The organism is Pseudomonas sp. SH10-3B (assembly GCF_019891415.1).
Lineage (GTDB): Bacteria > Pseudomonadota > Gammaproteobacteria > Pseudomonadales > Pseudomonadaceae > Aquipseudomonas.
Genome location: NZ_JAFLXD010000036.1, coordinates 16,281 through 41,533, shown reverse-complemented (window position 1 = coordinate 41,533; position 25,253 = coordinate 16,281). Strand labels below are relative to the sequence as shown.

The following is a 25,253-nucleotide window of genomic DNA, read 5'->3' as shown; positions in this document are numbered from 1 at the left end:
CTATCTTGCCAGCTACCCGTGACAGGACAATGCTGGCACGGGGAGCACGACGGACAATCGGGTGCGCGAGACGGACATCCTGTCGTTAACTGAACTGCTGTCGGTATTGGGTAGGGTTCAGGCCGAGTTTTTCACTGAATAGAAAGCGCATATGCCGCACGCTGCCGAAGCCTGCGTGGAACGCCACGGTCTTGAGCGGCAGGTCGGTGGTTTCCAGCAGTTGCCGGGCGCGGTCGATGCGCGCGCCTTGCAGGAAGGCCATGGGCGTCATCTGCACATCCTTGGCGAACAACCGGGCAAAGTGGCGTGCACTCATGCCCGCCAGCTCGGCCATGGACTCGATGCTGAAGGGCTGGTCCAGATGGGCGAGCACATGGTTCTGCACGCGGGTGATCGCGGTTTCCTGGGGTGCCACGGACGCGGTCATCGGACTGAACTGGGCCTGGCCGCCCTGGCGCTTCATCACCACCAGCAGCACCTTGGCCACATCCACCGCCACCTGCTTGCCATGGTCCTGGGCAACGATCGACAACGCCAGGTCGATACCGGCGGTGACCCCACCCGAGGTAATCAAGCGCCCGTCCTGCAGGTAGATGCGATCTGTCTCGACGATGGCCTTGGGGAAGGCCTTGATCAGCCGCTCGGTGTAGTGCCAGTGGGTGGTCACGCGGCGCTCGTCGAGCAGCCCGGCGTGGCCCAGCACAAAGGCTCCGGTGCAGATCGAACCGAAGCGTCGCGCCCGTGGCGCCGCCGCCTTGAGCCAGGGCAGCAGCGCCGGGTGGCATTCGTTATAGGCACCCGGGCCGCCGGGCACCAGCAGCAGGTCATAAGCCGCCTGGGCCTGGTCCAGCAGCAGGTCAGTCTGGACCAGCACCCCATTGGAAGCGCGCAACGGACCGGGTTCGGTACCCAGGGTGAGAATCTGGTAATGCTCCGCCGCCGGCAGGTAGCGGTTGGCAATGGAAAACACTTCGAGCGGCCCGGCCATGTCCAGCAGGAGGAAGTCCGGGAACAGCGCCATGGCCACGGTTTTCATACAGGAAGCATCCATCGAGGGGAAAGAAAGCGGCAGGCATTATGGCATGCCTTTAACTGTCAATCTGAGGGAGACAGTTATTCAGATTTCAGCTTCTTAATGAATATTTCAGTTACCAGTAACCTTCTTCTCAACGCAAGCGCTCTGCATCTCGCAGCCCGCGCTCACTTGAGGACACCACCATGCTGACCCTTCGCAAAGCTTCCGAACGCGGCGCCGCCAATCACGGTTGGTTGAAGTCGTTCCACACTTTCTCGTTCGCCAACTATTGGAACCCCGATGAACAGGGTTTTTCCGACCTGCTGGTGATCAACGACGACCGCGTCGCGGCCGGCAAAGGCTTCGGCCAGCACCCGCACCGCGACATGGAGATTTTCTCCTATGTGCTTGAAGGCGCCCTGGAACACAAGGACACCCTGGGCACCGGTTCGGTGATCCGCCCCGGCGATGTGCAACTGATGAGCGCCGGCAGCGGCGTGGCCCACAGCGAGTTCAACCACAGCCAACACCTGGGCGTGCACTTCCTGCAAATCTGGATCGTACCCGCCGTGGCCGGTGCCGAGCCGCGCTATCAACAGGAGCACTTCAGCGCGGCGCAGAAACAAGGGCGCCTGCAACTGATCATCTCGCCGGACGGCACCGACGGCTCCCTGACCGTGCGCCAGGACGCCAGGGTGTACGCCGGGCTGTTCAACGGCGACGAAGCCGCGACCCTCGACCTGCCGCCGGATCGCCACGTGTACATCCATGTGGCTCGGGGCAGCGTCGACATCAACGGCCAGCGCTTGCAGGAAGGCGACGGTGCCCGAGTGCGCGATGAGCGGCAGATTCGCCTGAGCCAGGGCCAGGATGCCGAGGTGCTGGTGTTCGACCTGCGCCCCCAGGAACGGCCACAGATGCCGTGACCGGCGCGGCGATGGCCCTTTCAAACGGGCCATCGCTGGCATCGATAGTCACCATCAGCGCAATGAAGTTCTCTTAAAAAATACAACGCGTAACATCAAACCCATACCAAGCAACACCCAACTAAAACACTCGGAGCACACCATCATGAAACGCCAAATCTTGCTTAGCCTCGCTTTCTCGGTACTCGCTGCAAACGCATTTGCCCACCCTGTTGTTGCTGAAGGCGGCGCGGATCGCCTGATCGAAAGTCGTGTTGCCGAAGGTGGCTCGGATCGCCTGCTGGAACGGCGTGTTGCCGAAGGTGGTGCTGATCGCTTGCAGCAACGCGGTATTGTTGAAGGTGGCGCTGACCGCCTGCAAGGCAACCGCGTTGCCGAAGATGGTGCCGACCGCCTGCAAGGCAACCGCGTTGCCGAAGGTGGCGCTGATCGCTTGCAGGAACGTGGCCTGGCCGAAGGCGGTGCTGACCGCTTGCAGCAACGCGGTCTGGTCGAAGGCGGTGCTGATCGCCTGCTGGACAACCACGCATAACCTGCCCTGCTTAAAGGGCACCCCAAACCGGCCTGATCAGCCGGTTTTTTTTCGCCTTCGATTAATGCAGGTCGCGATCTACCCACACCACGGCCTTGCCGATCTGTTGCCGCGCTTCGATGCGCTCATGCACCTGCTGCAGCGTTTCCAACGTGTAATGCCCTTCGATAGCCACGGTCAACGTGCCTTCAAGCATCGCCGCAAACACCGCGTTGGCGCGCCGTTGTACGGTCGCGCCGTCAGCCATATGGTCGGCCAGCCGAGGACGCGTCAAAAACAGCGAGCCCGCCTCCCCCAGTTCCATCGGGTCGAGGTCGGTCAGCGAACCCGAGACATTGCCATAGTTCACGATCAGGCCGCGCGTGCGGCAGGCGCGGAAGCTGTCACGCAGGGTGCTTTTGCCGAGCGAATCGAAGACCACATCCACCCCCTGCCCGCCCGTGGCCTCCAACACCCGCTCGGCAAATCGGCCGCCGTCATAGACCCAGGCCTGGTGAGCACCGCGTTCGTGGGCAATGGCACAGCGTTCAGCGGTGCTGCCGGTGGCGAACACCGTGGCGCCTGAGCGCCGGGCCATCTGCACCAACAACTGGCCGATGCTGCCGCACGCAGCGTGGACCAGGCAGGTGTTGCCGGTCTGCAACCTGGCGACATCCTCGATCAAGTAGTGGGCGGTACAGCCTTGAAACATCGCCGCAGCAGCCTGATCGAAGGCGATGGCACCGGGAATCTGCGCCACCCTGGCTGCGGGCACCAGGGCGTACTCGGCGAAGGCGCCCCAGGCGATGCACCACGCCACCCGATCGCCTACGGCCAAATGGCTGACGCCTGCGCCGACTCCCACCACGACGCCGGCGCCCTCCATACCCAAGGTGCAGGGCACACGCACCGGATAGGTCGACGACTGCGCATATTTGCCCTGGCGGGTATGGATATCCATGAAGTTGATCCCGGCGCACGCCACCTTGACCAGCACATGCCCGGCCAACAGCTGGGGTTTTGGGACGTCATGGCGCAATTGGGCGACTTCAGGGCCGCCGTAGGTTTGCAAGGTAATGGCTTTCATCGGGGACAACTCCGTGTGCACTGGGAAGCGGCCATGGTAAAAGGACACCCTCAGTAGGAAAATTCCCCAAACCCTCCCAGCCTCTGTGCGGAAATAACCCGATGTTCGATTGGCAGGATCTGTATTACTTCACGGTGTTGGCGCGTAGCCAGTCGTTGTCGGCGGCCGCCCGCGAGTTGCAGGTGGAGCACGCCACCGTCGGACGCCGCGTCGATGCCCTGGAAAAAGCCCTCGGCGTCAAGCTGGTGGACCGCCTGCCGCGCAGCCGCCCACTCACCGCGCAAGGCCTGGCATTGGCGGAGTTGGCGGCGGGCATGGACGAAATGGCGACGCAGGTGATGCGCCTGTCGCGGGTCGCGTCCATCGAAATGGCCGGCACGGTGCGGGTCAGTTGCCCGCCGTCCATCGCCCACTATTGCATCGCGCCCCATATAGCGCGCCTGCGCAGCCGATACCCGCAGTTGAACCTGGTGCTGATGCCGTCGACCGAACTGGCTGCGCTGGACAAAGGTGAAGCGGATATTGCCCTGCGCACGGTGCGTCCCGATGAGGAAGCCCTGGTGCGCAGGAAGGTCGGCGTGGTGCGTTTCGGGCTATATGGCCCGCCAACATTCCTGCAATTGCCGGCTGCGCAGTGGACTTTCATCGCCTACGACAGCAGCCGCGATCACCTGCCCCAGCAAGCCTGGATGCACCAACTGCGCGGCAGCCGTGAGATCGCGTTTGCCGCAAGCGACCTGGCCACCCAGCAAATGGCGGCCAGGGCCCAGGTGGGCGCGGTGGTCTTGCCGACCGTGGTGGGCGATCACGACCCGTTGCTGGTCAGGCTGCCCACGGCGGTCGAAGGCCCTTTACGTGATATTTGGCTTACGGTGTACCCCGACATGCGCCGCTCGCCGTCCGTGAAGGTGGTCATGGAGTTTTTGGTGGCGTGCATCGAGGCCGAGGTGCAGCTACGTCGTTGACGTCGAGCCGAGGCGGTGTCCGCCAACCTTGGGGTCGCCCTGCCGGCGTTTTTCCGGCCTGAGCAGGCAATGCTTAAACCTGCGCCGGTGAAAAAAAATCGTTGGAACTAAAATACTTATCGCACATTAAGAGTTTGCACTAGCATATGTCTAAGTCCGTACACCCCCCCGTGCACTATCCCCCTATTACCCGGCTGCGCTCGTAAAAGCCAAGTGGCGAATGTTAAAATTTGTCACGTTTTAGCCTAATCAATTCGATTAGTATCTAAACGCTAGCAGCGATTGAACTGACGGCCTTGCATGCCGGAAAAGGGAGTAGGTGATGCATTTTTCCAACGTCCTCGCTATTGCACGGACTCAATCGAAATCGGAGGACTTTCGGGCGCTTTTAGTTCGCACTGTAGCGAATAATTTAAAAGTCGATACACGTTGCTACGGGCAACTAATTGACACCCAGGAAAGTCACATGCATTACCGTGCCATCATCCTGGAAATTGATACACCCTCCGCCAGCAATCTAAGCCTGGACATAATAAGAAAGGCGCGAACTGAAAATCCCGACTGCACGATATTCGTCGTCGTCACCTTTGCCTCCACCCTGAGCAAAACAAAATACTACCTGGCCGGCGCCGATTACTGCATCAAGGTGATCGAAACTTCCCCGGAAAAAAAGTTGCACCTGTTTGATGCGTTCCTCAGCGAAAGTGCTCGTTTCAATCAGTGCGACCTGATACTCGACCAGGACCGCATGTGCCTGTATGGCGACGGCAAGAAGTTGGAAATTTCCTTCGTCGAAATGAAAGTACTGGAAGCGCTTATTCAGAACCGACTGCTCAGTCATAATGAGATCGCCAGTGTCATGGGACTTAATACCAAGTACTACGACTCCCGCGCACTGGAAAAATCCATCAGCCGTTTGCGCAGTAAAATCAAGGCGCACTACGGTGAAAACATCATCCAGAATATTCGCGGTTATGGTTACAAACTCAGCCGGGGTCTTATTTGCGCCAGCCATTTCCACCCTGCTCAGGAGGGGCCGAACCGTGAATAGCGAAAAAACGCCCTCTTTACAGCCCCCTCACTTCAAGATCATCAGGCAAGCCATCGTTGATCGCGGTCATGCCTGGTGGGGCAGTGAAATCAGCGTGGCGGGGGGCGTTAATCTCGAACAACTTGAAAGTGCCTGCACTGAGGCCTTGCGCCATATCCACCCACCGCGCAAAACGCTTAATGCACTCCACCCGGCGAAGAGTCATACGCTTCTGCGCATCGGGCAATCAGCCTTGATGAACGACGATATTCTCAGGGCGATCATTCAAGCCGCGCGGGCATTGGAATACCACAAACACCCCTTCACCCTGAGTCTCGACAACCCACTGGACGCCCTGCCCGGTCCGGTAGAACGCCGGGCGATGGTGCGCCAGTTGTATAAGTTGAAAGACCACAGCATCACATTGGCCTACAACAATTACAGACTCGATACAAAGCCGGCAGACCTGCTGATCGACCTTGAGCTCTACGACTACATAAAAATGCCGTTTCCGGATTCTGCCCTGCGGCTCAGCCTTAATACCCGTTCGGACCTGTTCGACCGGCTCTATGACCGCATGCTGGAGCTGATCAGTGTGAGCAAAGTGTGCTTTATCGCCGATCAGGTCGAATTTGCCGACAGCGCAATGCTGGCTAAAAACTTACCGTTCGAATACTTTCAGGGCGGTTATTACTCCCCCGCTGACTGCCTCTAACAACTGCATCTTCCTGATATGGGTGGACCTTATGAGCTCCTTCAAGAAACACGCCTTCGCTCCGACACTTGCATCTATCGCACTGCAGGACTTCACGCCCAACGCAGAGTTCTTCCATTACGATGTAAACGCGGCGGCCAAAACGGACCCCGCCGATACAAACCCGGCGTTTTCTCAACCACAGATCACCCCGCGCTTTAATGCCTACATCATTACCCACACCCTCAACTTGCCCTCACAACCGTTTAACGCCAAGTGGCAAGAATCTAGAATGCCAACCGCCAAGGACCCTGACAGCGCGCCGAATAACCACACACGCACCCAGGATATAAGCGCTGAACGAACGCCACCGCATCCACAGGATTTCTGGCTGCTCACCCAACATGACCGAACACTGGTCAAAGGTGGCCTGCGCATCTCATTGACCACCATTGAATCGGCATTGATTAAAAAGATGCTGCACCATGAAGAGCGTGTGGTCAGCAAAGAAGAGTTGATCCGTAATATAGGGCGTGAACCTGATTTATACCGCGGACTGGAAATGTGCCTGAGTCGCCTGCAGGAAAAATTCAAACGGGTCAACGACGGTGAACGTCTGTTTCGTGCAGTAAGAAACCGTGGTTATTGCCTGACGCAAAAAATTAAAAAGCCGCTAGAGCTTAGTCAGCCACGCCGTTAACAAAAATAAAAACAACCCAGACTTTTTAATTCACCCTGCCTATTAACAAACTCTTCTACCTGCCCTTTTATAACACCCCCTTCGCTAGCACGCTCCTGACCTTGTTATAACTCGTCAGCCACTGCCCCCTGCCGTTCATTACTATCAATGGGTACGCGCCTGCGCGTGCCTGTCGTTTATAACAGCTAACCCCTTAACGCCTGCCACCACGTGCGCGGTCATCACCGGGAGCAGAACTATGCTTACTAACACTAGACTGCATCGAAACCTGACCCCCAGGGGTTTAACGTTCTGGGGACAATGGACACTTGCATCGGGCTTGGTGGTTGCACTGTTATTTACGTTGGTTATCCTAAAGACCGGCCAACTGGAGTATTACTACCGCGTCTTGGCCGCCTTTACGATATTAGCCTCTCTCCCGGCGTATACATTGTGCGACGTCTACAGCAAGAAAGATGACTATGCCGTGGGCCTTGGACGTTTATTCATGGGCTGGCTGTTAACCATGGCTATATTATTTGCCGTGGGCATAGCGTGTAATGCCAGCGCCCTGTTTCCGCTGGAAACCTTATTACTCTGGGCGGCCGTCAGTTACCCGTTATTGGCACTGTGTTATATACCGCTGCACAGCCTGTCCCGGTATTACCATCGCCAACTTCACGAGCGCCACAAGTCGTTGATCGTAGGCACTGGCAAGCTTGCCGTGGACCTGGCCAGAACCCTCTCGCGGCAAAAACGCTCGCCCCTGGTGGGCCTGGTCGGCAGCCGTGCCGAGGCCGCAGAGGCTGCGCAAGCGCAGATACTCGGCGAGCTGCCGCAATTACCCCAATTGATCCGCCAACACGGCATCCGCCGGCTCTACATCACCCATTCATTGCAGGAAGCCACCCACATTGAGGCGTTGTACCTCAACCTGCTGGAGATCAGCGTGGATGTGATCTGGGTGCCCGACCTCAATAACATGCTGCTGCTCAACCATTGCGTGGCCGAGGTGGATGGGCTGCCAGCGATCTTCCTCAATGAAAGCCCGCTGACCAGCCGTCCCACTGCGGCACTGAGCAAATCGCTGCTGGACAAGAGCCTGGCGCTGCTGGCGATCATCGTGCTGAGCCCACTGCTGTTGCTGTTCGCGGTGCTGATCAAGCTCACCTCCCCTGGCCCGGTGATCTTCAAGCAAGACCGCCACGGCTGGAACGGTGAGGTGATCAAGGTGTGGAAATTCCGCTCCATGCGCGTGCATGACGACCATGAGGTACGCCAGGCCAGTCGCAACGATTCGCGCATTACCCCGGTGGGCCGGTTTATCCGGCGAACGTCCATCGATGAATTGCCGCAGTTGTTCAACGTGCTGCAAGGCCACATGGCACTGGTCGGCCCGCGCCCCCATGCGATTGCGCACAACGACTACTACTCGGGGAAAATCCGCGCCTACATGGCCCGCCACCGGATCAAACCCGGTATCACCGGCCTGGCCCAGGTCAATGGCTGCCGGGGCGAGACCGAGACCCTGGAGAAGATGCAACAGCGCGTCGACATCGACCTGCGCTACATCAACACCTGGTCGCTGTGGCTGGACATCAAGATCCTGTTGAAGACGCCGTTTACGCTGCTGTCCAAGGACATCTACTGATAGCCGGCAATCAATACAGTTCAAATGTGGGAGGGGCTGCGCGGCAGCCCCAAAACCAGGCCCAGAGGAGTGCCTGATACACCGCATTCGCCTTCGTCAGGGGCGCTTCGCACCCCAACGCGGGACAAGCCCGCTCGCCACAGAGGTTCCCGTTTGCTGCGCGACAGCGCTACGTCGAAGAGATAGTGGGATCTATTCGGTGATCTTGCCGATGTTCTTATAGAACAACTCACTGTCGCGCCCATCGGTCATCGAATGCAGTGAGTAGGCGCGGTTCAAGCGTGCGCCGCCATCGCGGGTCAGCGGTGCCCATACCAGGTTGGCGCGACGCATCGTCGACAGGCTCATCAACTCATCGAACGGAATGGACAGGTACAGGCCTTTGTCGAAGCTGCCCTCACCGTACTGTTCACTGGACACGGTGGTACGGGTGATCCACGCGCCAATCCGCACGCCATTGTTGAATTCCCGCGACAGGTCCAGGGTCGCGCCCCAGTCCCTGGCCAGGTAGCGGCCCACACTCAAGGCGCCCTGAATGTTGAACGGCAGATCGGTATAGCCGGTGATATGTCCGGTGACGGTGCGGTAATCGCGCAAGCTGAAATCCTGCTCGAAACCACGCTGACGCACGTAGTTCAGGTCGGCACCCAATGCCCAGCGTTGGCCCATCGGGCGGTACAGCACTTCACTGCCGACACCGGCATACATCGATTCCAGCAAGCCACCGTAGACCATCCCGTAGAGGTCCTGGTCCAACTGCACCGCATGGTTGAGCTGGAAGGTCGGCAGGGTCACATCGGACGTGGTCATGTAGCGGCGCAGGTCGGTCCGCACCCGTGGCAGACCACTGGGGGCATCGTAGGTAAAGCCGTCGTAATTATTCAGCAGGTTGACGCTGAGCAGGCCGCTCCACCAGGTATTGCGAGTGAATCGGTACTCGGCGTCGAGGTCGGCGGAGACCTGGTAGAGCAAGCCATCCGGCCCGCCGACGTTCTGCTTGTAGCCCAGCCCCACACCATAGGTGAAGGGTTTCGGTGGCTGGGTATACAGCACTGTCTGGCTGCGGTTGCTGGCGCGATTGACCTCGACCTGGCGATGCAGGTCCTGCAGGTCTTCACGCTGGTTGACCACCTCGCGAAAGGTCTCGCGCGGCACGCTGGTTTCTTCGATCGGCAGCGCATAACGCTCGCTCACCAGGGTGAACCAATCGATCTGGTCATTCACGCTGTTATCCAGAATCCGACTGGCGCGGCCCACCGCCTTGGCACTGTAGAAATAGCGCTGCTGTTCCCCGTACACCAACAACTCGGGCCCGCGCTGGGTAATGCGCTGTACGTTGTAGCCGGCATTGTCGTGCAGGCGCTGAGAGACGGCAGCCCAATCCACCTGGTCCATCGGCGTGGTCGGTGCCTTGGCAGGCAACTTGGGTGCCGGTGGGTCGTAGGTTTTTACCGGGGCTTTGCGGCTGACGAAATTGGTGTGCAGGGTAATACCGAACATGGCGGTGTTGCCACGTTCCCAGGCGGCACTCACATCGATCGCGTCGGCCAGCTTGTAGACCAGGCCCAGGTTGATGGGCGAGTCCTGGCGCTGGTTGTTGTCGCGGGGCTCGTTCTGATAGTCGTTGCCTTCGTATTCCAGCTTGAGGCTCAGCGGCGCCCAGGGTGTCTGATAGGCGATCCCCCCAAACAACGCGGGTCGGCCGCGAAAGTAGCCGTTGGAAAAACTGCCGGACCCTTCGGCGGTGGGTCGCTCGTTGAAACGATCATCCAAGGCGCCCAACGGATTGTCGAAATCACCGCGACTGCCCAGGTACCCCCAGGCGATGCCGGCACTGAAATCCACATCACCGTAACGCTTGTTGGCCACCAGGTACTCGCTGGAAAACAACCCGGTGCCACCCAGGTCCATGAATCCCAGCGCCACCTCGGGCAGCCAGTGGCTTTCCTGATACAGGCGCACTTTGGCGTCGACGGCCTTGTCCTTATAGCTCTGGCCGCCGCTGAACGACTCGGCACCGTAGGGGCGGTTGGTGATCGCGGTGTAGCGAAAGGTACCTTCCAGCCAGTCCAGGGGTTGCGCCGAAAAGCTGTAGCGGCTGTAGGGTTCGGTGCGGTTGGCATTCACGCTGAGCTCGCCGGCGGGCGCCATGCGTGCGGTGGGGGTTTGCAGCAGCCCGACGCCGCCAAAATCGCTTTGGGTGTAACGGGGATCGCCATGTGCGACGCCACAGGGCACCAGCAGCACGGCCGCAATACATAATTTCAAGGCGTGACCTCGGCCAGGGGTTGGGTGGCAAGAAACTCGGCCAGTTGCTGATTGAGCTCAGGGGTGGGCGGGTCCAGGTCGTCATTGCGGATCGGCACCAGCAACGTGCTGCCCGGTGCGGGCGGCATGCCGTCTTCGCGGTTCCATGGGGCAATGCCCAGGCGCGTGACGTGGCCATCGGGCTGGATCAGCCACAGGTAATCGCGGTCCGCTTCCGCCAGGGCCGGACAGGCGTGGAGGTAATCGAGGGGCCGCTGCATCGGCTGGAATGCCAACGTGCAGGCCACGGCGACGGCCCCCACGACGCGCACGCTGTGGGGTCTCGGCGGATAGACCAGGCGGTCGCCCTCACTGACCCGCAGGTTCGGCGCAAAGCCGACTTCCACGGCCACCGGGTCCAGCATCGCCCGTTGGCGGCCGGTCACCGGCAAGGCCTGCACCTGCTGATACAACTGCGCCGCAACCTGCGCGCGACCTTCATGCCCGGCCGCCAACGCCGCCTGCTGCAGGGTGTGCAGGTCAAACAGCACACCGGCCTTGAGCCGTGCCTGCTGCGCCAGCAAGGGTTGGCGCAGCCAGGCCGCACCGAGCCAATAGCCCTGGGCATCCGGTTGCGACGCGGTGATGACATCCAGCAAGCGAGCTTCGGGCGCCAGGGGGATCGACCCCGGATGGCGCACCTCGCCGCTGACTGTCATCGCGGCCTGAGACACACTGGCGCAACCGTACAACAGCAGCAGTGCACCGAGTCTTCGAACCATCATGGGGCGTCCTTGCGGGTCGGTTGCAGTTGGGTGATGGTCAGGGTCAGGTCGGGCGTCAGGTGCTGCTCGCTCTGCACGATAAAACCGTCGGAGGGGTCGACCCAGTACCGGTTACGCGCCTGAAAGCCGGCGGCCTCGATGTCTTCGTCCACCCGCAGCAAGGCGTAGGGTTTGTCGAGAATCTCGACGGTCTCCAGGCCCTGACGCGTCATGCGGCTGTTGACCGTAACGCCCAGGCGATAGCCGTCCACCAGGTCGATCTGGCGCGTGCTGCGATAACCATCCGGCACCCGGTGCAGCCCCTGCTGGAACGGCGACCGGCCCTGCCAGCGCGTGCCATCCAGGTCAGTGCCCAGGCCCACCGTACGCACCACCAGACCGTCGCGCAGCAGCAGCACCTGCTTGCCGGACGCCACCCAGAACTGCAGGTCATCACGCTGGCGGATCAGCGCCATGACCCCTTCGCCGGACACCGTGGTGACCTTGATCTGCGGGAACGGCACCGCATCCACCTGGGCCTGGCTCAACACCAGCGGCGCCGGCCCGCCCACGGCAGCCTTGAAGGTATCCAGCGAGGCCTGCATCAGCGGATTGCAGCCCGCCAACAGCCACGCCAACCCTGCGTACGTACCGATTTTCAGACTGTTCACGCAGGTACCACCCTATCGGCTGCTGGCTTCGCTCAGGTTGTTCTGGGTGGATGCGCCAATGCCGATGATCGACGCGGACGGCACCAGCTGGCTGATAAAACGGTTCCAGCGCGTGATATTCGCCGGGCCGACAAACACCACGTCCTGGGGCTGCACATCGAAGCGCGTGGCGAGGGCCATGGCCGAGGGGGAGCCGGCTTCGAGTTGGAACACTTTGGCCGGTTCCACGTCGATGTTCTGTGCGCCGCGAATCACGTAGATGGCATCGGCGTTGGAGGTGTTCTGGTTGACCCCGCCCACCGAACCCAGCACGTCGGAGAGGTTCATGCTGCGGGTCTTGAAACTCAGCGCGCGAGGTTGCATCACCTCGCCCATCACGTAGATGCGCTTGCGGTCGTTGTAGGCCAGGTACAGCTGGTCGCCGTCCTTCAGGTAAATGTCATTCAAGCGCGACTGCTCAAGGTTGAGCGTGTCGAGGTCCAGGGTGTAGCGCTTGCCGCCACGGGTGAGGGTGAGGTTCGACAGGTCGGCGTTGATCGGGTCGATACCAGCCGCGCCAAGGGCTTCGCTCACGTTCATGGCAATGGTGGTGATGGGCATCGGACCGGCCTTGATCACCGCGCCGCTGATCACCACTTTCTGGCTGGCAAAGCGCAACACGCTGACATCCACCTGGGGGCTGTCGATGTACTGGCGCAGCTTGTCGGTGATCTCGCTGCGCAGCGCTTCAATGCTGCGCCCCTTGGCAACCACCTCGCCCACATAGGGGTAAAACAGATTGCCCTCGGGGCTGACCAACCGACCGTTGGCATCGATCTGCTGTTGCGGGCCGGACGGCGCGGTGAGTTCAGGGTGATCCCATACCGTGATATACAACGCATCATTGGCGCCGATCAAATACGGCCCGGGTTTATAACTCAAGAGTTCCGCAGGAATGGAATAAGGCACGTGGCTTGCCGCGTCCATGGCCAATAACTTTGGTGTAATCGGAATTAAATCCACGCGACTGTTTTCAGCCCCGCCCTCTTCGGTCAGGGCGGCCGTGTCCATATATTGGCCCGGGGCAAACATGCAGCCTTGCAATAATGCAGCGGCCACGGCTGCAATAGAAAAAATACGCATCATAGTGCTAGGACACTCGCGATAGACGACAAGAAAAAAAGACCACTTGGGCGGGGAATCCAAGCAGTCTTAAAAGCGGAGGGTGTACGACTAGTTGCTGGTACCCGTGGTGCCGGTGGTGCCGGTAGTACCCGTGGTGGTGCCGCCATTGGAGCTGCCGCCGCTGTTTGAAACAGCGGCAACACCCGCAATCAGGGCAGCGCCGACCAACAACGTTTGCCCCACCGTAACGGTTCCGACCACTTCGGTATCAAGCCCCAACGGTAACTCGTCGGCCATCGCCGAAGTACTCAAGACACCGAGTACCAGAATAGCCAATGATTTTCTCATGTCAGACTCCTTATCATCAGTGAGCAGGCAAACCGATAGTGCCATTCAACTAAACAGCACACCAGACAGATATATTTAACCGGCTTAGTTGAAAATAACGTTTTTTCGGCAAGCCCCCGGTCTGCACTGCATTGCGCCCGGCGAAGTTATTTAAAACGTTATTAATTGTCGGAAAACATCAGGCCCTGCCGTACTTGTCTTCAAAGCGCACAATATCGTCCTCGCCCAGATAAGAGCCCGACTGCACCTCGATCAACTCCAGCGGGATCACCCCTGGATTTTCCAGGGCGTGCACCTGGCCGATGGGGATATAGGTCGACTGGTTTTCCGCCACCAGATAAGTCTGTTCGCCATTGGTCACCCGCGCCGTACCACTGACCACGATCCAGTGCTCGGCGCGGTGGTGATGCATCTGCACCGACAGCTTGGCCCCCGGTTTCACCGTGATGCGCTTGACCTGGTAACGCTGGCCGTTGTCCACCGAGTCGTACATGCCCCATGGCCGATACACTTCGCGGTGGTTGAGATGCTCATGGCGCCCGGCCTGCTTGAGCAGGTCGACGATGCCCTTGACCTGCTGCACCTGGTCCTTGTGGGCCACCAGCACCGCGTCCTTGGTCTCGACAATGATCAAGTCCTGCACCCCCACCGTGGCCACCAGCCGACTGTCGGCGTGGACGTAGGTGTCGCGGGTGTCCAGGCTCAGCCCATCGCCGCGGATCACATTGCCGCTGGAATCTTTTTCGCTGGCCTCCCACAACGCCGACCACGAGCCGATATCACTCCAGCCAGCCTGCAACGGCACCATCACCGCGTCGCTGGTGTTTTCCATCACCGCGTAGTCGATGGAATCGTCCGGGCACGCGGCAAAGGTCGCGGCATGCACGCGGGTGAAGGGTTGATCCTGGCTGCCTCCTTCCAGCGCCACGCGACACGCCTCAAGGATGGCCGGCTGGAAGCGTTCCAGTTCCTCCAGGTAACGGCTGGCGCGGAACATGAACATGCCGCTGTTCCAGTAATACGCACCGCTGGCCACATACGCCGCCGCGGTGGCGGCATCGGGCTTCTCGACGAAGCGCTTGACCCGATAACCGCCCTCGCCTACCCCCGCGCCCTGCTCGATATAACCGTAGCCGGTGTGGGCGCTGGTGGGGGTGATACCGAAGGTCACCAGTTTGCCGTCACGGGCAAGCGGCAGCGCCACTTCCAGGCTGGCATGAAACGCCGGGATGTCTTCGATCAAATGGTCCGCCGCCAGCACCAGCAGGATCGGGTCCTGGGCGTCAGCCACCGCCTTGCACGCCGCCAGCGCGATAGCCGGCGCCGTATTGCGCCCCACCGGTTCCAACAGGATGCTGGCCTGCTCCATGCCCAACTGGCGCAACTGCTCGGCCACCAGGAAGCGATGTTGTTCATTGCAGATCAACTGCGGCAGCGCAACGTTGGCGCCTTCCAGCCGCGTGATGGTCTGCTGCAGCATCGACAGGTGCGCGTCGGTCAAGCGCAGGAACTGCTTGGGGTTCAGTTGCCGCGACAGCGGCCACAGGCGCGACCCCGAACCGCCTGCCATGATCACGGGTAACAACATGAGAGCGTCCTCGGGAAAGAGAGTCAGAAATAGGCGCGAGCGTGTTCATGCACCCGCAGGCTGATGCGCAGTTCATCCTGGGGCCACCAGCGGTAATGCTGGTGTTGCTCCGTAGGCGGCTGCAGGGTCTGGCCTTCCGGCAGGTCCAGGCAATAGCTGAGCACCACGTAATGGGTGTCCGGCCCGGCCCCGGCGTTGGCAAACACGCTGTCGTCGTAGAAGTGCTCGAACACCCCCAGCAGCCGCGCCTCGGCGCGCTCAAAGGTATGCCCCAGTTCGTCGCGGGTGATGCGCCGGAAGGCGCTGTCGAGGCGTTCGTTTTTCTGGATACGCCCACCGGGCACGAACCAGAAGCCGTAGGCCGGCCGGTTGACGCGCAAGCCCAGCAAGGCCTCGCCACGGCTGTTTCTCACCACCAGATCGATCGCCACCAGCGGCGTCGACGCCACGACCGTATTGAAGGTCGGTAAATCAAGCCACATACCCATCAGACCTGTGCCAGAAAGCGTTGCAGAATGCGTTCCTTGTCGAGGAACTCCTTGGCGTAGTTCAACGCCACCTCATTGCGTGCGGGCAATGCCAGTGCCCGCTCGATCCCTGTGTTCAGCGCCGCGACGGACTCCGGTTCAGCCAACAGCGCAATGCCGGGGTGTTCCTCGCACAGGCGGCCGAGGGTAGTGCCGGGGTCGGCGGTGATGATGGCGTGGCCGCCCACCGCCAGGATATTGGTCAACTTGGAAGGCAGCACCGCGTCCGCCACCCCGCGCTTCTGGATCACCAGGTGCACGTCGGCCGAGGCCAGCAGCGCCGGCAAATCCTCGTAGGGCTGCAACGGCGCAAACAGCACATTGCGCAGGCCGTCGCGCTCTACACGCTCAAGCAAACGCGCCTTGCCGGTGCCCTGGCCGACGATCAGGAACACCAGCTCCGGGCGATCGGCATGGGCCTGGGCGGCGTCGAGGATCAGCTCCAAGCCCTGCTTCTCGCCGATATTGCCGGAGTACAACAACACCTTTTGGCCCGGCGCCACACCCAGGCGTTGCAGCAGTCCACGACTGCGGGGCACCTGGCGAAAGCGCGCGGTTTCCGACCAATTGGGAAAGAACAGCAGGCGCTTGCTGCTCACGCCCTTGCCCTTTGCTTTGTCGAGCATGCCGCTGGAAATCGTCGAGACCCGGTCAAAGCGCCGCAACAGCCAGCGTTCAAGCCCAAACGCCAGGCGACGCATAACGGAGCCGCCACCGATACCGAGGCCGAACATCGCATCCACTTCGTAGTCCTGGATATGCAGCACCGAACGCGCGCCACTGAGCTTGGCCAGCAACAACGCCTGGGGCGCACAAAACAGCGTGGGCACCACCAGGATCACCAGGTCCGGTTTCCAGCGCAGTTGCCCCAGCACCGCCAGACAGGAGCTGGCGGAAAAGCTCATCAGGTGCAGCAGCCGCGTGAGCGCGCGGGGCTGGCGTGGCACATACAGTGGGCAGCGAATCACCGTCACACCGTGGTCCTGCTCGGTGCGAAAGCGCCACGGCGAATAGCCCTCGCCCACCTGCCACTGCGGGTAATACGGCGGCGCCGTCACCACCCGCACCTCATGCCCCTGGCCCGCCAGCCAGCGTGCCTGTTCGCCGCTGTACTTGCCGATGCCGGTGAGCTCCGGGCTGTAGTTGATGCCGTACAGGAGGATCTTCATCACTGGCCCCGAGGCTGTTCGAGGGCGGCGAGGTAGGCGTTGTAGGCGTCGCGCAGGCCTTCCTCCAGCGGCACATAGGCTTCCCAGCCGAGGGCGTTGATTCGGCTCACATCCAGCAGCTTGCGCGGCGCGCCGTCGGGCTTGCTGGCGTCAAAGCGCAACTGCCCCTTGAAGCCGGTGACCCGTACCAGTGCCTGGGCCAGTTCGGCGATGGTGCAATCCACCCCGGTGCCGACGTTCAAGTGCGAACGCATCGGCTGGGTCTGCTCGCGGTAGCGTTCCTGGCTGAGTTCCATCACATGCACGCTGGCCGCCGCCATGTCATCCACATGCAGGAACTCGCGCCGCGGCGTGCCACTGCCCCAGATCACCACTTCCTCATCGCCGCGCTGGGTCGCCTCGTGGAAGCGCCGCAGCAAGGCGGCGATCACATGGCTGTTCTGCGGGTGGTAGTTGTCGCCCGGGCCGTACAGGTTGGTGGGCATCACGCTGCGGTAATCGCGGCCATGCTGGCGGTTGTAGCTTTCGCACAGCTTGATGCCGGCGATCTTGGCCACCGCGTAGGGTTCGTTAGTGGGCTCCAGCGCACCGTCGAGCAACACCGCTTCGATCATCGGTTGCGGTGCATGCACCGGGTAGATGCAGGACGAGCCGAGGAACAACAGTTTCTCCACGCCATGGCTATGGGCGGCGTGGATCACGTTGGCCTGGATCATCAGGTTCTGGTAGATGAAATCGGCCGGGTACGTCGCGTTGGCGTGAATCCCGCCAACCTTGGCGGCCGCCAGGTACACCTGGTCCACACGGTGCCTGGCGAAGTACGCCTGCACTGCCGCCGGGTCGAGCAGGTCCAGCTCATCACGGCCGGCCGTGAGCAACTGCGTGTAGCCCAAGGCCCACAGGCGCCGCACGATGGCCGAGCCGACCATGCCGCGATGACCGGCCACGAAGATTCGCGCATCAAAATCTCGTGCCATGTTCAGTTCTCCACGGCAATCGGTGCATCGTGACCATGGGAGCGCAACAAGGCGTGGCGCTGGGCGATTTTGAGGTCTTCGCGGACCATCTCGGCGCACATTTCCTGGGCGCTGATCTCCGGCACCCAGCCGAGCAGACGCTTGGCCTTGGACGGGTCGCCCAACAGCGTCTCGACTTCCGCCGGACGGAAGTAACGCGGGTCGACGCGCACAATCACATCGCCCACCAGGATCCCCGGCGCCAGGTCGCCATCAATCCGCTCGACCACCGCCACCTCCTCCACGCCCTTGCCGACAAAGCGCAAGTGCAGGCCCAGTTCCGCCGCCGACCAACGAATAAAGTCGCGCACCGAATACTGCACGCCGGTGGCGATGACAAAATCCTCGGGGCTCTCCTGTTGCAGCATCATCCACTGCATGCGCACGTAGTCCTTGGCGTGGCCCCAGTCGCGCAATGCATCCATGTTGCCCATGTACAGGCACTGCTCCAGGCCCAGGGCGATGTTGGTCAGGGCGCGGGTGATCTTGCGGGTCACGAAGGTTTCACCGCGACGCGGCGATTCGTGATTGAACAGGATGCCGTTGCACGCATACAGCCCATAGGCTTCGCGGAAGTTCACGGTGATCCAGTAGGCGTACAGCTTGGCCACCGCATAGGGCGAGCGCGGGTAGAACGGCGTGGTTTCCTTCTGCGGGGTTTCCTGCACCAGCCCGTACAGCTCGGAGGTCGAGGCCTGGTAGAAACGGGTCTTCTTTTCCAGGCCCAGCAGGCGGATCGCTTCAAGGATACGCAAGGTGCCGAGGGCATCCACATCGGCGGTGTATTCCGGCGAATCGAAGCTCACCGCCACATGGGATTGGGCGCCAAGGTTGTAGATTTCATCGGGCTGGATCTGCTGGATGATGCGCGTCAGGTTCGACGAATCCGCCAGGTCGCCATAGTGCAGGATCAGGTTTTTATGCAGGGCCTGGGGGTCCTGGTAAATATGATCGATGCGCTGGGTATTGAACGACGAAGAACGGCGCTTGAGGCCGTGCACGGTATAGCCTTTTTCCAGCAACAGTTCCGCCAGGTACGAGCCATCCTGACCGGTAATCCCGGTGATAAGCGCAACTTTGTTCATGTCTGTCTCCCAATTGATAGGCGAGCGAAGGCCGACACCCAAACTTGGGTGTTTGTTAAAAACGCTCAGTTACTTCGGTGTGGGCAGGTTCAAGTTATGTCCGGTCAACTTCGAGAGTTCCCGGACAATGGCTTCCTTATCGTTTAAGTGCGCAATCGCGGTTTCCAGTTCGAGCACTTTGGCGCCCACCAGAAAGCGGTACCAATAGCCCTGGAGCAGGTGATAGACCAGGCCACTGCGGCCATCGAGAAACCCCAGCTGGATGATGTAGCGCCACAGGAAATACGCGGTGGAACTGAGGGTGAACGGCACGCGGTTGTACACGCGGTTCTTGACCAGGCGCTTGGCCTTGGCCTGGAACGAACTCTGCCCGGCATGCAGTTCATCGCGTATCGCAAACAGCCCCAGCCGCGCGTTAAGCACTTCAATCGCTTCGCGGGTGGCGTACTGGTTGTGCTTGTGGGTGAAGAAGGTCAAGTCATGCAGGTTATGGTCGGCAAACCCGCCTTCGAGGGTGATGGTGCGGCCCTCGGCGACCGAGATGTGCTCGTCCATCCAACGGTCCTCCATGCGCCCCTGCCCGGTGCGCCACAGCCGCAGCATCTTCAGGGGGTAGCGGCCGCCATGGCGCACCCAGCGCCCCATGAAAATATGCTTGCGCTTGAAGTTGATGCCGGTGATGTCGCGGGCCAGGGTCGGCAGCCGGTTATTGATCGCCGCAGCGAGGTCGGCCTCGATGATTTCGTCGGCGTCCAGGCGCATCGTCCAGTTGCCGGTAATCGGCAGGTGATCCAGCGCCCACTGGAACTGCTTGGCCTGGTTGACGAAGGCGTGCTGCACCACCAACGCACCATGGCGCCGGGCGATGTCGCAGGTGTCGTCGGTGGAGAACGAATCGACCACCATCACCTCGTCGCTGAAGGCACGCACCGAATCGATGGCCCGGGCGATATGCAGGCTTTCGTTGTAGGTGAGGATGATCACGCTGACGGTTTCACGCTTCATATCAGCCACCGTGCAACTGCAGGACTTCGGTGGTGAGCCGGCGCGGTGAACGCGCGGCCCGGAAGTGGCTTTCCAGGGGCAGCCCCACGGCGATCATCATGATCAACCGCTCGCTGGCCGGGATGGCGCCGATGCCACGGATTTTCTTTTCCACCGAATTGAGGATCGCCAGGTTCAGCGGGCACGCGCCCAGGCCATTGGCGTGGCAGGCCAGCAGCAGGCCCATGGAAAACAACGCACCGTCGACGTAAAGCTGGTTGCGCTGCCCGGCGCCGCCCCAGGCGGTGACTTCGGACGTGACCACAAACAGGTTGTCCACCGACTGCGCAAACCCGCGCGAGCCGCCTTGCAGTTCCAGCAGTTGCGCGATCACTGCGCGGTCCTGATACACATGCACCCGCGACGACTGGCGGTTGCATTGCGAAGGTGACGACTGCGCCAATTCCACCAGGGACGTCAGCAGGCCACTGTCGATCTTGCCGGCCTGGAACATGCGGCAACTGGAACGCGATTGCAGGAACGCCTTGGCATCCAGCCCGCCGTTGCCCAGCCACGGCGCCGCACGTTTGATGCCGCCGCTGCCAGCGGTGCCGTCGCGCTTGAGGTGCTCCACATAGGCATCCAGGTAGAACACGAAATCGTCGCTGATGCCGAGGGTGCGGTGCAGATCGAGGTAGCCCTGGAACGCGCCGAGGGCCATCTCCACCGGCAGCGCCGAATACGTGCGGTCGTATTCGTTGAGCATGTGGATGATGCCGTTGATCTTGTCCTTGCCGAACAGCGGCTTGGGTTCCTTGAGGGACAGGCCCTTTTCCACCGTGTGGGTTTCGATGAGGATCTTGTAGAACAGCTTCTTGTTGCGGCTTTCCAGCGGCGAGTAGCCGTTGTGGCGAATAAACGTGAGCATGTCGCGAAAGAACTCGCTGACGAAATACATCAACTTCCATGCCTTATCCATCATGGGTTTCACCTGTTTCATAGTGCGATGTCTCTCGTTTTGAGGGGGCGGCACGGCGCACCGACGCAAATCATCCAGGCCGGCAGGCTGGCCGTGACCACCGAGCGCGCGCCGACCACGCAGCCCTCCTCCAACACACAACCGGGGTGGATAAACGCCTCGGCGGCGACCCACACGTGGTCCTTGATCACGATCTCGCGGGTCACCAAAGGCCGCAGCAGGCTGCGGGTGTCGTGGGTGCCGGTGCACAGGAAGCTGCGCTGGCTGATGGCGACCTTCGAACCCAGGGTGATCCTGGCCATGGCGTACACATCGACCCCATCGGCGATGGCGGTGTAGTCGCCGATCTCCAGGTTCCATGGCGCCCAGATGCTGCACGTGGGCGCGATGCGACAGCCCACGCCGACCTTGGCGCCAAAGCAGCGCAGCAACCAACTGCGCCACTCGTGCAGCATCCAGCGTGGCGTAGGGCGGAACAGCAGCTGGTAGACGATGCCCCACAACAGACGCCGCGCCTTGTTGCTGCGCGGCAACGTATCGACGTACTTGAGTTGCGCGAAATCGCTCATGGCCGCAGCGCCGCCAGTTGTTCCAACAGGTAGCGCTCGCCCACCTGTTGCAGGGCCTGGCGCCGGTCCCGCACTGCCACCCAGTCGATGGGCGCCGCGATCAAGGCCTGCACCTGGTCGGCATCGTCTGCGGGCAGGAAGCGTTGCGACAGCTCCAGCTTCTCCAGCAGGTTACGCACGCGGGCGTTCAGCGAGGCCTTGTTGCCCGGCAACCCCACGGCGATAAACGGCTTCTCGAAAATGATTGCGAACACCGTGGCATGGAAGGAGTTGGTCACCACGTAGGCGCTTTCCTTGAGCAACTTGAGCCAATCCTGCGGACCCACCTGCACGGTCTCGCCGATCTGCCGCCAGCGCCGGTGCGCGTTATAGGGCGAGACAATCGGTCCGGCCACATGCTGCGACAGCGCCTGGGCCACTTCGCGCACGCCCACGCCGGTGCGCAGCGCATAGCAGAACACATGGCCGGTGCGGGTCTGGGTGGACGTGGCGAGCAGCGCCGAATAATCGCGGTGCAACAGCGTCGGATCCGGCACGCACTGGGCGGCCAACCCCGAGACCTGGTGCACGATGCTCACCCCGCTCTCCTCGCGCACACTGATCGCCGACAGTTGCTTGAGCAGGCCCTCGGCTTCGGCGTGGTACTGCGGCTCCAGGTATTCCTTGCCGAAACTTGCGGCGTAGGAGATGCGCCGGATCGCCTTGTCGCAATCGAAGGCCAGGAAGTACGCCGGGTCGAGGCCGGTCTGGCCCGAGGGGTTCCAGATCTGGTCGCTGCCGGCCACCAGCAACTGCTGGCCGGCCACCGCCTGGTTGAGCTGGTCGGCATGGGCGTAGCGCGGCTCCTGGATATTCAGGAAACGCGCCTTGAACGCCTGGAACTGTCGCGACTGGGCATTCGGTCCCAGCACCTGGGCTTTCAACGCCAGGGCCTTGAGGTACAGGGCCTTGAGGTTGGCCTTGAGCTGGCTTGGGTTGAACAGCTGACGGATCTCGCTGCCATCCTCCACGTAGGCCGGGTGGTAGTTGATCAGGCTCACCTGCAAGCCCTGCTGCTGCAGCCAGCGCTGCAAGGCATAGGCTTGCAGCACTGCGCCGAAGTTTTCGCTGAAGTGGTACGTCAGTATCCCGGCCCTGATGGGGCTTGCAGGTGCGTTCATGATCCAGCCCGTTTCAGTAAGTAATTTGGGTAAACAGCCTGGCGTGCAGGCGCAACCTTGTTGAGCAGGCCGATGAACATCGACCACACCAGCAAGTAGCTGCCATCGAAGGTGGTGAAGAACTGGTAGCTGGTCTTGAACGAGAAAATCAGCAGAATCGCCACCACGGCCAGGGATACCGGACTGCGCGGCAAACCGCTGAACAACAGGCAAAACAGCGCCACCCCGACCACCCCCAGCTTGGCGGTCACGCCCCAGTAGCCGTTCTCGATATCGAACTTGGAGTTCTCGAACCAGCGCTCGTCATTGGTGGGCACGCCGGGGGTCAATTGCTTGGCCAGGCCATTGCCCAGGAACACCGTGGCGGGGTTGTCGAGAAACGACTCCTTGGCATGCGCGATCTCGAACGCGCGGGTCACGTCCTCGCCCTTCTCTTCGAACAAGTACGTGGCAAAGCGCGACACCGCCAAGGGGCTGGCATAGAAGGTCAGCGTGCCCAGCGCAGCGATGGCCACCACCAGCACTCCCAATGACTTGAGCTTGCGCTGGGTAATCGCCGACAACAGGATCATCACCGCCATCGCCGCAAGGATGGTCTTGGAACCGGCCGCCAGCAGCGTGACCGCGAGGATCAGCATCAAGCCGATCTTGCGCTGGCAACAGGCATAGAAAAACAGCAGCACCGCCGAGCTGGTGGGGAACAACATGATCCGCCCGACTTCGTCGCTGGACTTGGACGCGGCGTTGGTCAGGTCGATGCCCACGCCATACAGGCTGACCTGCAGCAACTGGCCAAGGGCGAAGATGTAGATGATGCGTTCGAGGATGCGCCGGTAGTTGACGCTGTGGGCCCGCGCGATTTTTTCCACATTGGCCAACACATAGCTGTACCCGGCCAACAGCAGCACAAAATAGAAAAACGGAATGCCGGAGCGCAGGAACTGGTACAGCGAGATCTTCGCCCCACTGCTCAGCAATACCTGCAACACGCTGGACGCCACCACCAACGCCAGCAATGGCAGCGCCCGGGTAAAACCACGCGCCGCGTACACCACGAACGGCAGCAGCAGCAACAGCGCCAACGGTTGCGAGAGGTTGTTGCTCAGCGCCAGGGGCAAGGCGAAGAACGTCAGCGGCAAGTAGAGGGTCAGGCGCGCCTGGGACAGCATCATGGGCCGACCTCCCCGCCACGGAGCACCCGCAGGTATACCAACACCACCAGTTCCGGCAGCGACAGCAACAGCGACGCGCCCAGCAGCGGATCAATACGCTCCTTGCATGCGAGCCACAGCAGCAGGGCCGCGACGCTGCTCAAGGCGTAGATCACCGAAGTGCGGGTGTGGCGGTTGGTGGAAATCAGCATCGCCGCGAGGATGAACCACGCCACATTCAAAATCGTATGGGAGCCGATCAGCGCCAATGACAGGCGATCGACCTGCACCAGGCCATGGCTCCACAGCAGGATAATCTGCGGCCCGGCCCAGATCCCGGCGGCATACACCAGCACGCACAGGCCCAGCACCAGGGAGCTGGCGCGCTGGGTAAACCGTCGCGCCTGTTCGAACTCGCCGCGCCCGGCCAGGCGCGAGATCTCCGGGGTCAGGGCGTTGCTGCAGGTAATACCCAACTGGATGATCAGGCGCATCAAGGTGCGCGCCATGGTGTAACCCACCACCACCGCCGGGCCGGCGATCTGGTTGAGCACTTGCAGGCCGCCTTGCAGGGTGATCGCTTGGGCCAGCGGGATCGCCGCGCTGCCCAGCGCCGGTTTCCAGATACCGCGAAACTCGGCCCAGGATGCCGATGCCAGCCCCAGCAACGGCCAGGGTGAAATACGCCGCACAAACAGGGTCACCAACACCAGGAACAGCACCTGGCTGACGAACATGCCCTGTGCCAATTGCAGTTCGGAGCCGCCGAGCAGCAGCACGACGATGGACAACACAATGTCCAGGGTCCTGCGGTTGGCCATGATGAAGACGCCGCCGACGGTTCTGTCGATGGTGCGAAACCAGGCGTCGATCGGCCCACCCAGCAAGCGCGTGCACAGGTAGCCGGACATGCACAGCACCACCAGGCTGGCCTGCTCTGGGGTCAGTGTCTTGAGCCCGAGCATTGATACCCAGTCGAGCCACTGGCCCAAGGTCAGGGCGAATACCAGCACCAGCGCAACTACCGCCAGGGTAAAGGCCAGCGCGGTCTGCACACTGCGCCGCGCCCCCGGCACATCGCCTTGGCTGGCGCGCAAGGTGGCGCTGGTGGCCGACGCCTGGGCCACCCCCAGGTCCAGCAGGCTGAGCATCGACGGGATACCGGTGAGCACCAGCCAATCGGCATAGCGCCCCGTGCCCCAGGCGTGCAGGAAGAACGGCACCAGCACCAGTTGCGCTGCCAGCGTCACCAATTGGGTGTAGCCATAGCTCAGCACGTTGAGGCGAAACCGTCGCGACAACGAACGCGGCATTTCAAGCACTTTGCTCATGG

25 protein-coding genes are annotated in these 25,253 nt (G+C 61.3%); 7 read left to right on the top strand and 18 right to left on the bottom strand.

Annotation, left to right across the window (positions count from 1 at the left end; genetic code table 11):
• Positions 1–85 precede the first annotated feature (85 nt).
• Positions 86–1,036, bottom strand: coding sequence for a GlxA family transcriptional regulator (locus J1G35_RS22920; protein ID WP_053128237.1), 951 nt, complete (start codon positions 1,034–1,036; stop codon positions 86–88).
• A 182-nt stretch (positions 1,037–1,218) separates the two neighbouring features.
• On the opposite strand from J1G35_RS22920, the gene J1G35_RS22915 reads away from it, so the two are divergent.
• Together J1G35_RS22915 and J1G35_RS22910 are read left to right on the top strand one after the other, a co-directional pair.
• A complete protein-coding gene (locus J1G35_RS22915) occupies positions 1,219–1,941 on the top strand; it encodes a pirin family protein (protein ID WP_223016088.1) in 723 nt (240 codons plus the stop codon).
• A 145-nt stretch (positions 1,942–2,086) separates the two neighbouring features.
• Positions 2,087–2,473, top strand: a complete 387-nt coding sequence (locus J1G35_RS22910) for a hypothetical protein (protein WP_223016087.1) — start codon at positions 2,087–2,089, stop codon at positions 2,471–2,473.
• A gap of 61 nt (positions 2,474–2,534) precedes the next feature.
• Here J1G35_RS22910 and J1G35_RS22905 read toward each other — a convergent pair whose 3' ends face one another.
• Entirely contained in the window at positions 2,535–3,539 is a 1,005-nt protein-coding gene (locus J1G35_RS22905) for a quinone oxidoreductase (protein ID WP_223016086.1), read from the bottom strand.
• Between the two features lie 101 nt (positions 3,540–3,640).
• On the opposite strand from J1G35_RS22905, the gene J1G35_RS22900 reads away from it, so the two are divergent.
• From J1G35_RS22900 to J1G35_RS22880, 5 genes are all read left to right on the top strand, one after another.
• Entirely contained in the window at positions 3,641–4,504 is an 864-nt protein-coding gene (locus J1G35_RS22900; protein ID WP_223016085.1) for a LysR family transcriptional regulator, read from the top strand.
• A gap of 322 nt (positions 4,505–4,826) precedes the next feature.
• Positions 4,827–5,555: a winged helix-turn-helix domain-containing protein gene (locus J1G35_RS22895; protein WP_223016084.1), complete on the top strand. Its 729-nt coding sequence runs from the start codon at positions 4,827–4,829 to the stop codon at positions 5,553–5,555.
• The gene (locus J1G35_RS22890) at positions 5,548–6,249 is read left to right on the top strand and encodes a hypothetical protein (protein ID WP_053128227.1); all 702 of its coding nucleotides are present in this window, start codon (positions 5,548–5,550) and stop codon (positions 6,247–6,249) included. Before J1G35_RS22895 ends, J1G35_RS22890 begins: the two co-directional genes overlap by 8 nt.
• A 31-nt stretch (positions 6,250–6,280) precedes the next feature.
• Positions 6,281–6,928 (top strand): winged helix-turn-helix domain-containing protein, encoded by a 648-nt coding sequence (locus tag J1G35_RS22885; protein WP_223016083.1) that lies wholly within the window; start codon positions 6,281–6,283, stop codon positions 6,926–6,928.
• A 238-nt stretch (positions 6,929–7,166) separates the two neighbouring features.
• Complete coding sequence (locus J1G35_RS22880; RefSeq protein ID WP_053128223.1) at positions 7,167–8,558, top strand: undecaprenyl-phosphate glucose phosphotransferase; 1,392 nt, start codon at positions 7,167–7,169, stop codon at positions 8,556–8,558.
• Between the two features lie 192 nt (positions 8,559–8,750).
• Here the strand turns inward: J1G35_RS22880 and J1G35_RS22875 are convergent, their stop codons facing one another.
• From J1G35_RS22875 to J1G35_RS22800, 16 genes are all read right to left on the bottom strand, one after another.
• Positions 8,751–10,826: a YjbH domain-containing protein gene (locus tag J1G35_RS22875; protein WP_223016082.1), complete on the bottom strand. Its 2,076-nt coding sequence runs from the start codon at positions 10,824–10,826 to the stop codon at positions 8,751–8,753.
• Positions 10,823–11,590, bottom strand: coding sequence for a capsule biosynthesis GfcC family protein (locus J1G35_RS22870; RefSeq protein ID WP_223016081.1), 768 nt, complete (start codon positions 11,588–11,590; stop codon positions 10,823–10,825). Before J1G35_RS22870 ends, J1G35_RS22875 begins: the two co-directional genes overlap by 4 nt.
• A complete protein-coding gene (locus J1G35_RS22865) occupies positions 11,587–12,240 on the bottom strand; it encodes a YjbF family lipoprotein (protein WP_347709467.1) in 654 nt (217 codons plus the stop codon). The genes J1G35_RS22870 and J1G35_RS22865 overlap by 4 nt, the downstream gene beginning before the upstream one ends.
• Before the next feature lie 12 nt (positions 12,241–12,252).
• Entirely contained in the window at positions 12,253–13,365 is a 1,113-nt protein-coding gene (locus J1G35_RS22860) for a polysaccharide biosynthesis/export family protein (RefSeq protein ID WP_223016080.1), read from the bottom strand.
• Positions 13,366–13,452: 87 nt separating this feature from the next.
• Positions 13,453–13,692: a hypothetical protein gene (locus J1G35_RS22855; RefSeq protein WP_053128215.1), complete on the bottom strand. Its 240-nt coding sequence runs from the start codon at positions 13,690–13,692 to the stop codon at positions 13,453–13,455.
• A 178-nt stretch (positions 13,693–13,870) separates the two neighbouring features.
• Positions 13,871–15,280 (bottom strand): mannose-1-phosphate guanylyltransferase/mannose-6-phosphate isomerase, encoded by a 1,410-nt coding sequence (locus tag J1G35_RS22850; RefSeq protein WP_223016079.1) that lies wholly within the window; start codon positions 15,278–15,280, stop codon positions 13,871–13,873.
• 23 nt (positions 15,281–15,303) lie between these two features.
• The gene (locus J1G35_RS22845) at positions 15,304–15,762 is read right to left on the bottom strand and encodes a GDP-mannose mannosyl hydrolase (protein WP_053128353.1); all 459 of its coding nucleotides are present in this window, start codon (positions 15,760–15,762) and stop codon (positions 15,304–15,306) included.
• Between the two features lie 5 nt (positions 15,763–15,767).
• On the bottom strand, positions 15,768–16,976 hold the full coding sequence (locus J1G35_RS22840; RefSeq protein WP_223016078.1) for a glycosyltransferase WbuB: 1,209 nt from the start codon (positions 16,974–16,976) through the stop codon (positions 15,768–15,770).
• Positions 16,976–17,953: a GDP-L-fucose synthase gene (locus tag J1G35_RS22835; protein WP_053128210.1), complete on the bottom strand. Its 978-nt coding sequence runs from the start codon at positions 17,951–17,953 to the stop codon at positions 16,976–16,978. The genes J1G35_RS22840 and J1G35_RS22835 overlap by 1 nt, the downstream gene beginning before the upstream one ends.
• Before the next feature lie 2 nt (positions 17,954–17,955).
• Positions 17,956–19,077 (bottom strand): GDP-mannose 4,6-dehydratase, encoded by a 1,122-nt coding sequence (gene gmd / locus J1G35_RS22830; protein ID WP_053128209.1) that lies wholly within the window; start codon positions 19,075–19,077, stop codon positions 17,956–17,958.
• A 69-nt stretch (positions 19,078–19,146) separates the two neighbouring features.
• Positions 19,147–20,082, bottom strand: a complete 936-nt coding sequence (locus tag J1G35_RS22825; protein ID WP_053128208.1) for a glycosyltransferase family 2 protein — start codon at positions 20,080–20,082, stop codon at positions 19,147–19,149.
• Position 20,083: 1 nt separating this feature from the next.
• A complete protein-coding gene (locus J1G35_RS22820; protein ID WP_223016077.1) occupies positions 20,084–21,043 on the bottom strand; it encodes a nitroreductase family protein in 960 nt (319 codons plus the stop codon).
• A gap of 14 nt (positions 21,044–21,057) precedes the next feature.
• Complete coding sequence (locus tag J1G35_RS22815) at positions 21,058–21,609, bottom strand: acetyltransferase (RefSeq protein WP_053128206.1); 552 nt, start codon at positions 21,607–21,609, stop codon at positions 21,058–21,060.
• Positions 21,606–22,769, bottom strand: a complete 1,164-nt coding sequence (locus J1G35_RS22810) for a polysaccharide pyruvyl transferase family protein (protein WP_223016076.1) — start codon at positions 22,767–22,769, stop codon at positions 21,606–21,608. Before J1G35_RS22810 ends, J1G35_RS22815 begins: the two co-directional genes overlap by 4 nt.
• A complete protein-coding gene (locus J1G35_RS22805; protein WP_223016075.1) occupies positions 22,766–23,941 on the bottom strand; it encodes an O-antigen ligase family protein in 1,176 nt (391 codons plus the stop codon). The genes J1G35_RS22810 and J1G35_RS22805 overlap by 4 nt, the downstream gene beginning before the upstream one ends.
• Complete coding sequence (locus tag J1G35_RS22800; protein ID WP_053128200.1) at positions 23,938–25,251, bottom strand: hypothetical protein; 1,314 nt, start codon at positions 25,249–25,251, stop codon at positions 23,938–23,940. The genes J1G35_RS22805 and J1G35_RS22800 overlap by 4 nt, the downstream gene beginning before the upstream one ends.
• Positions 25,252–25,253 lie beyond the last annotated feature (2 nt).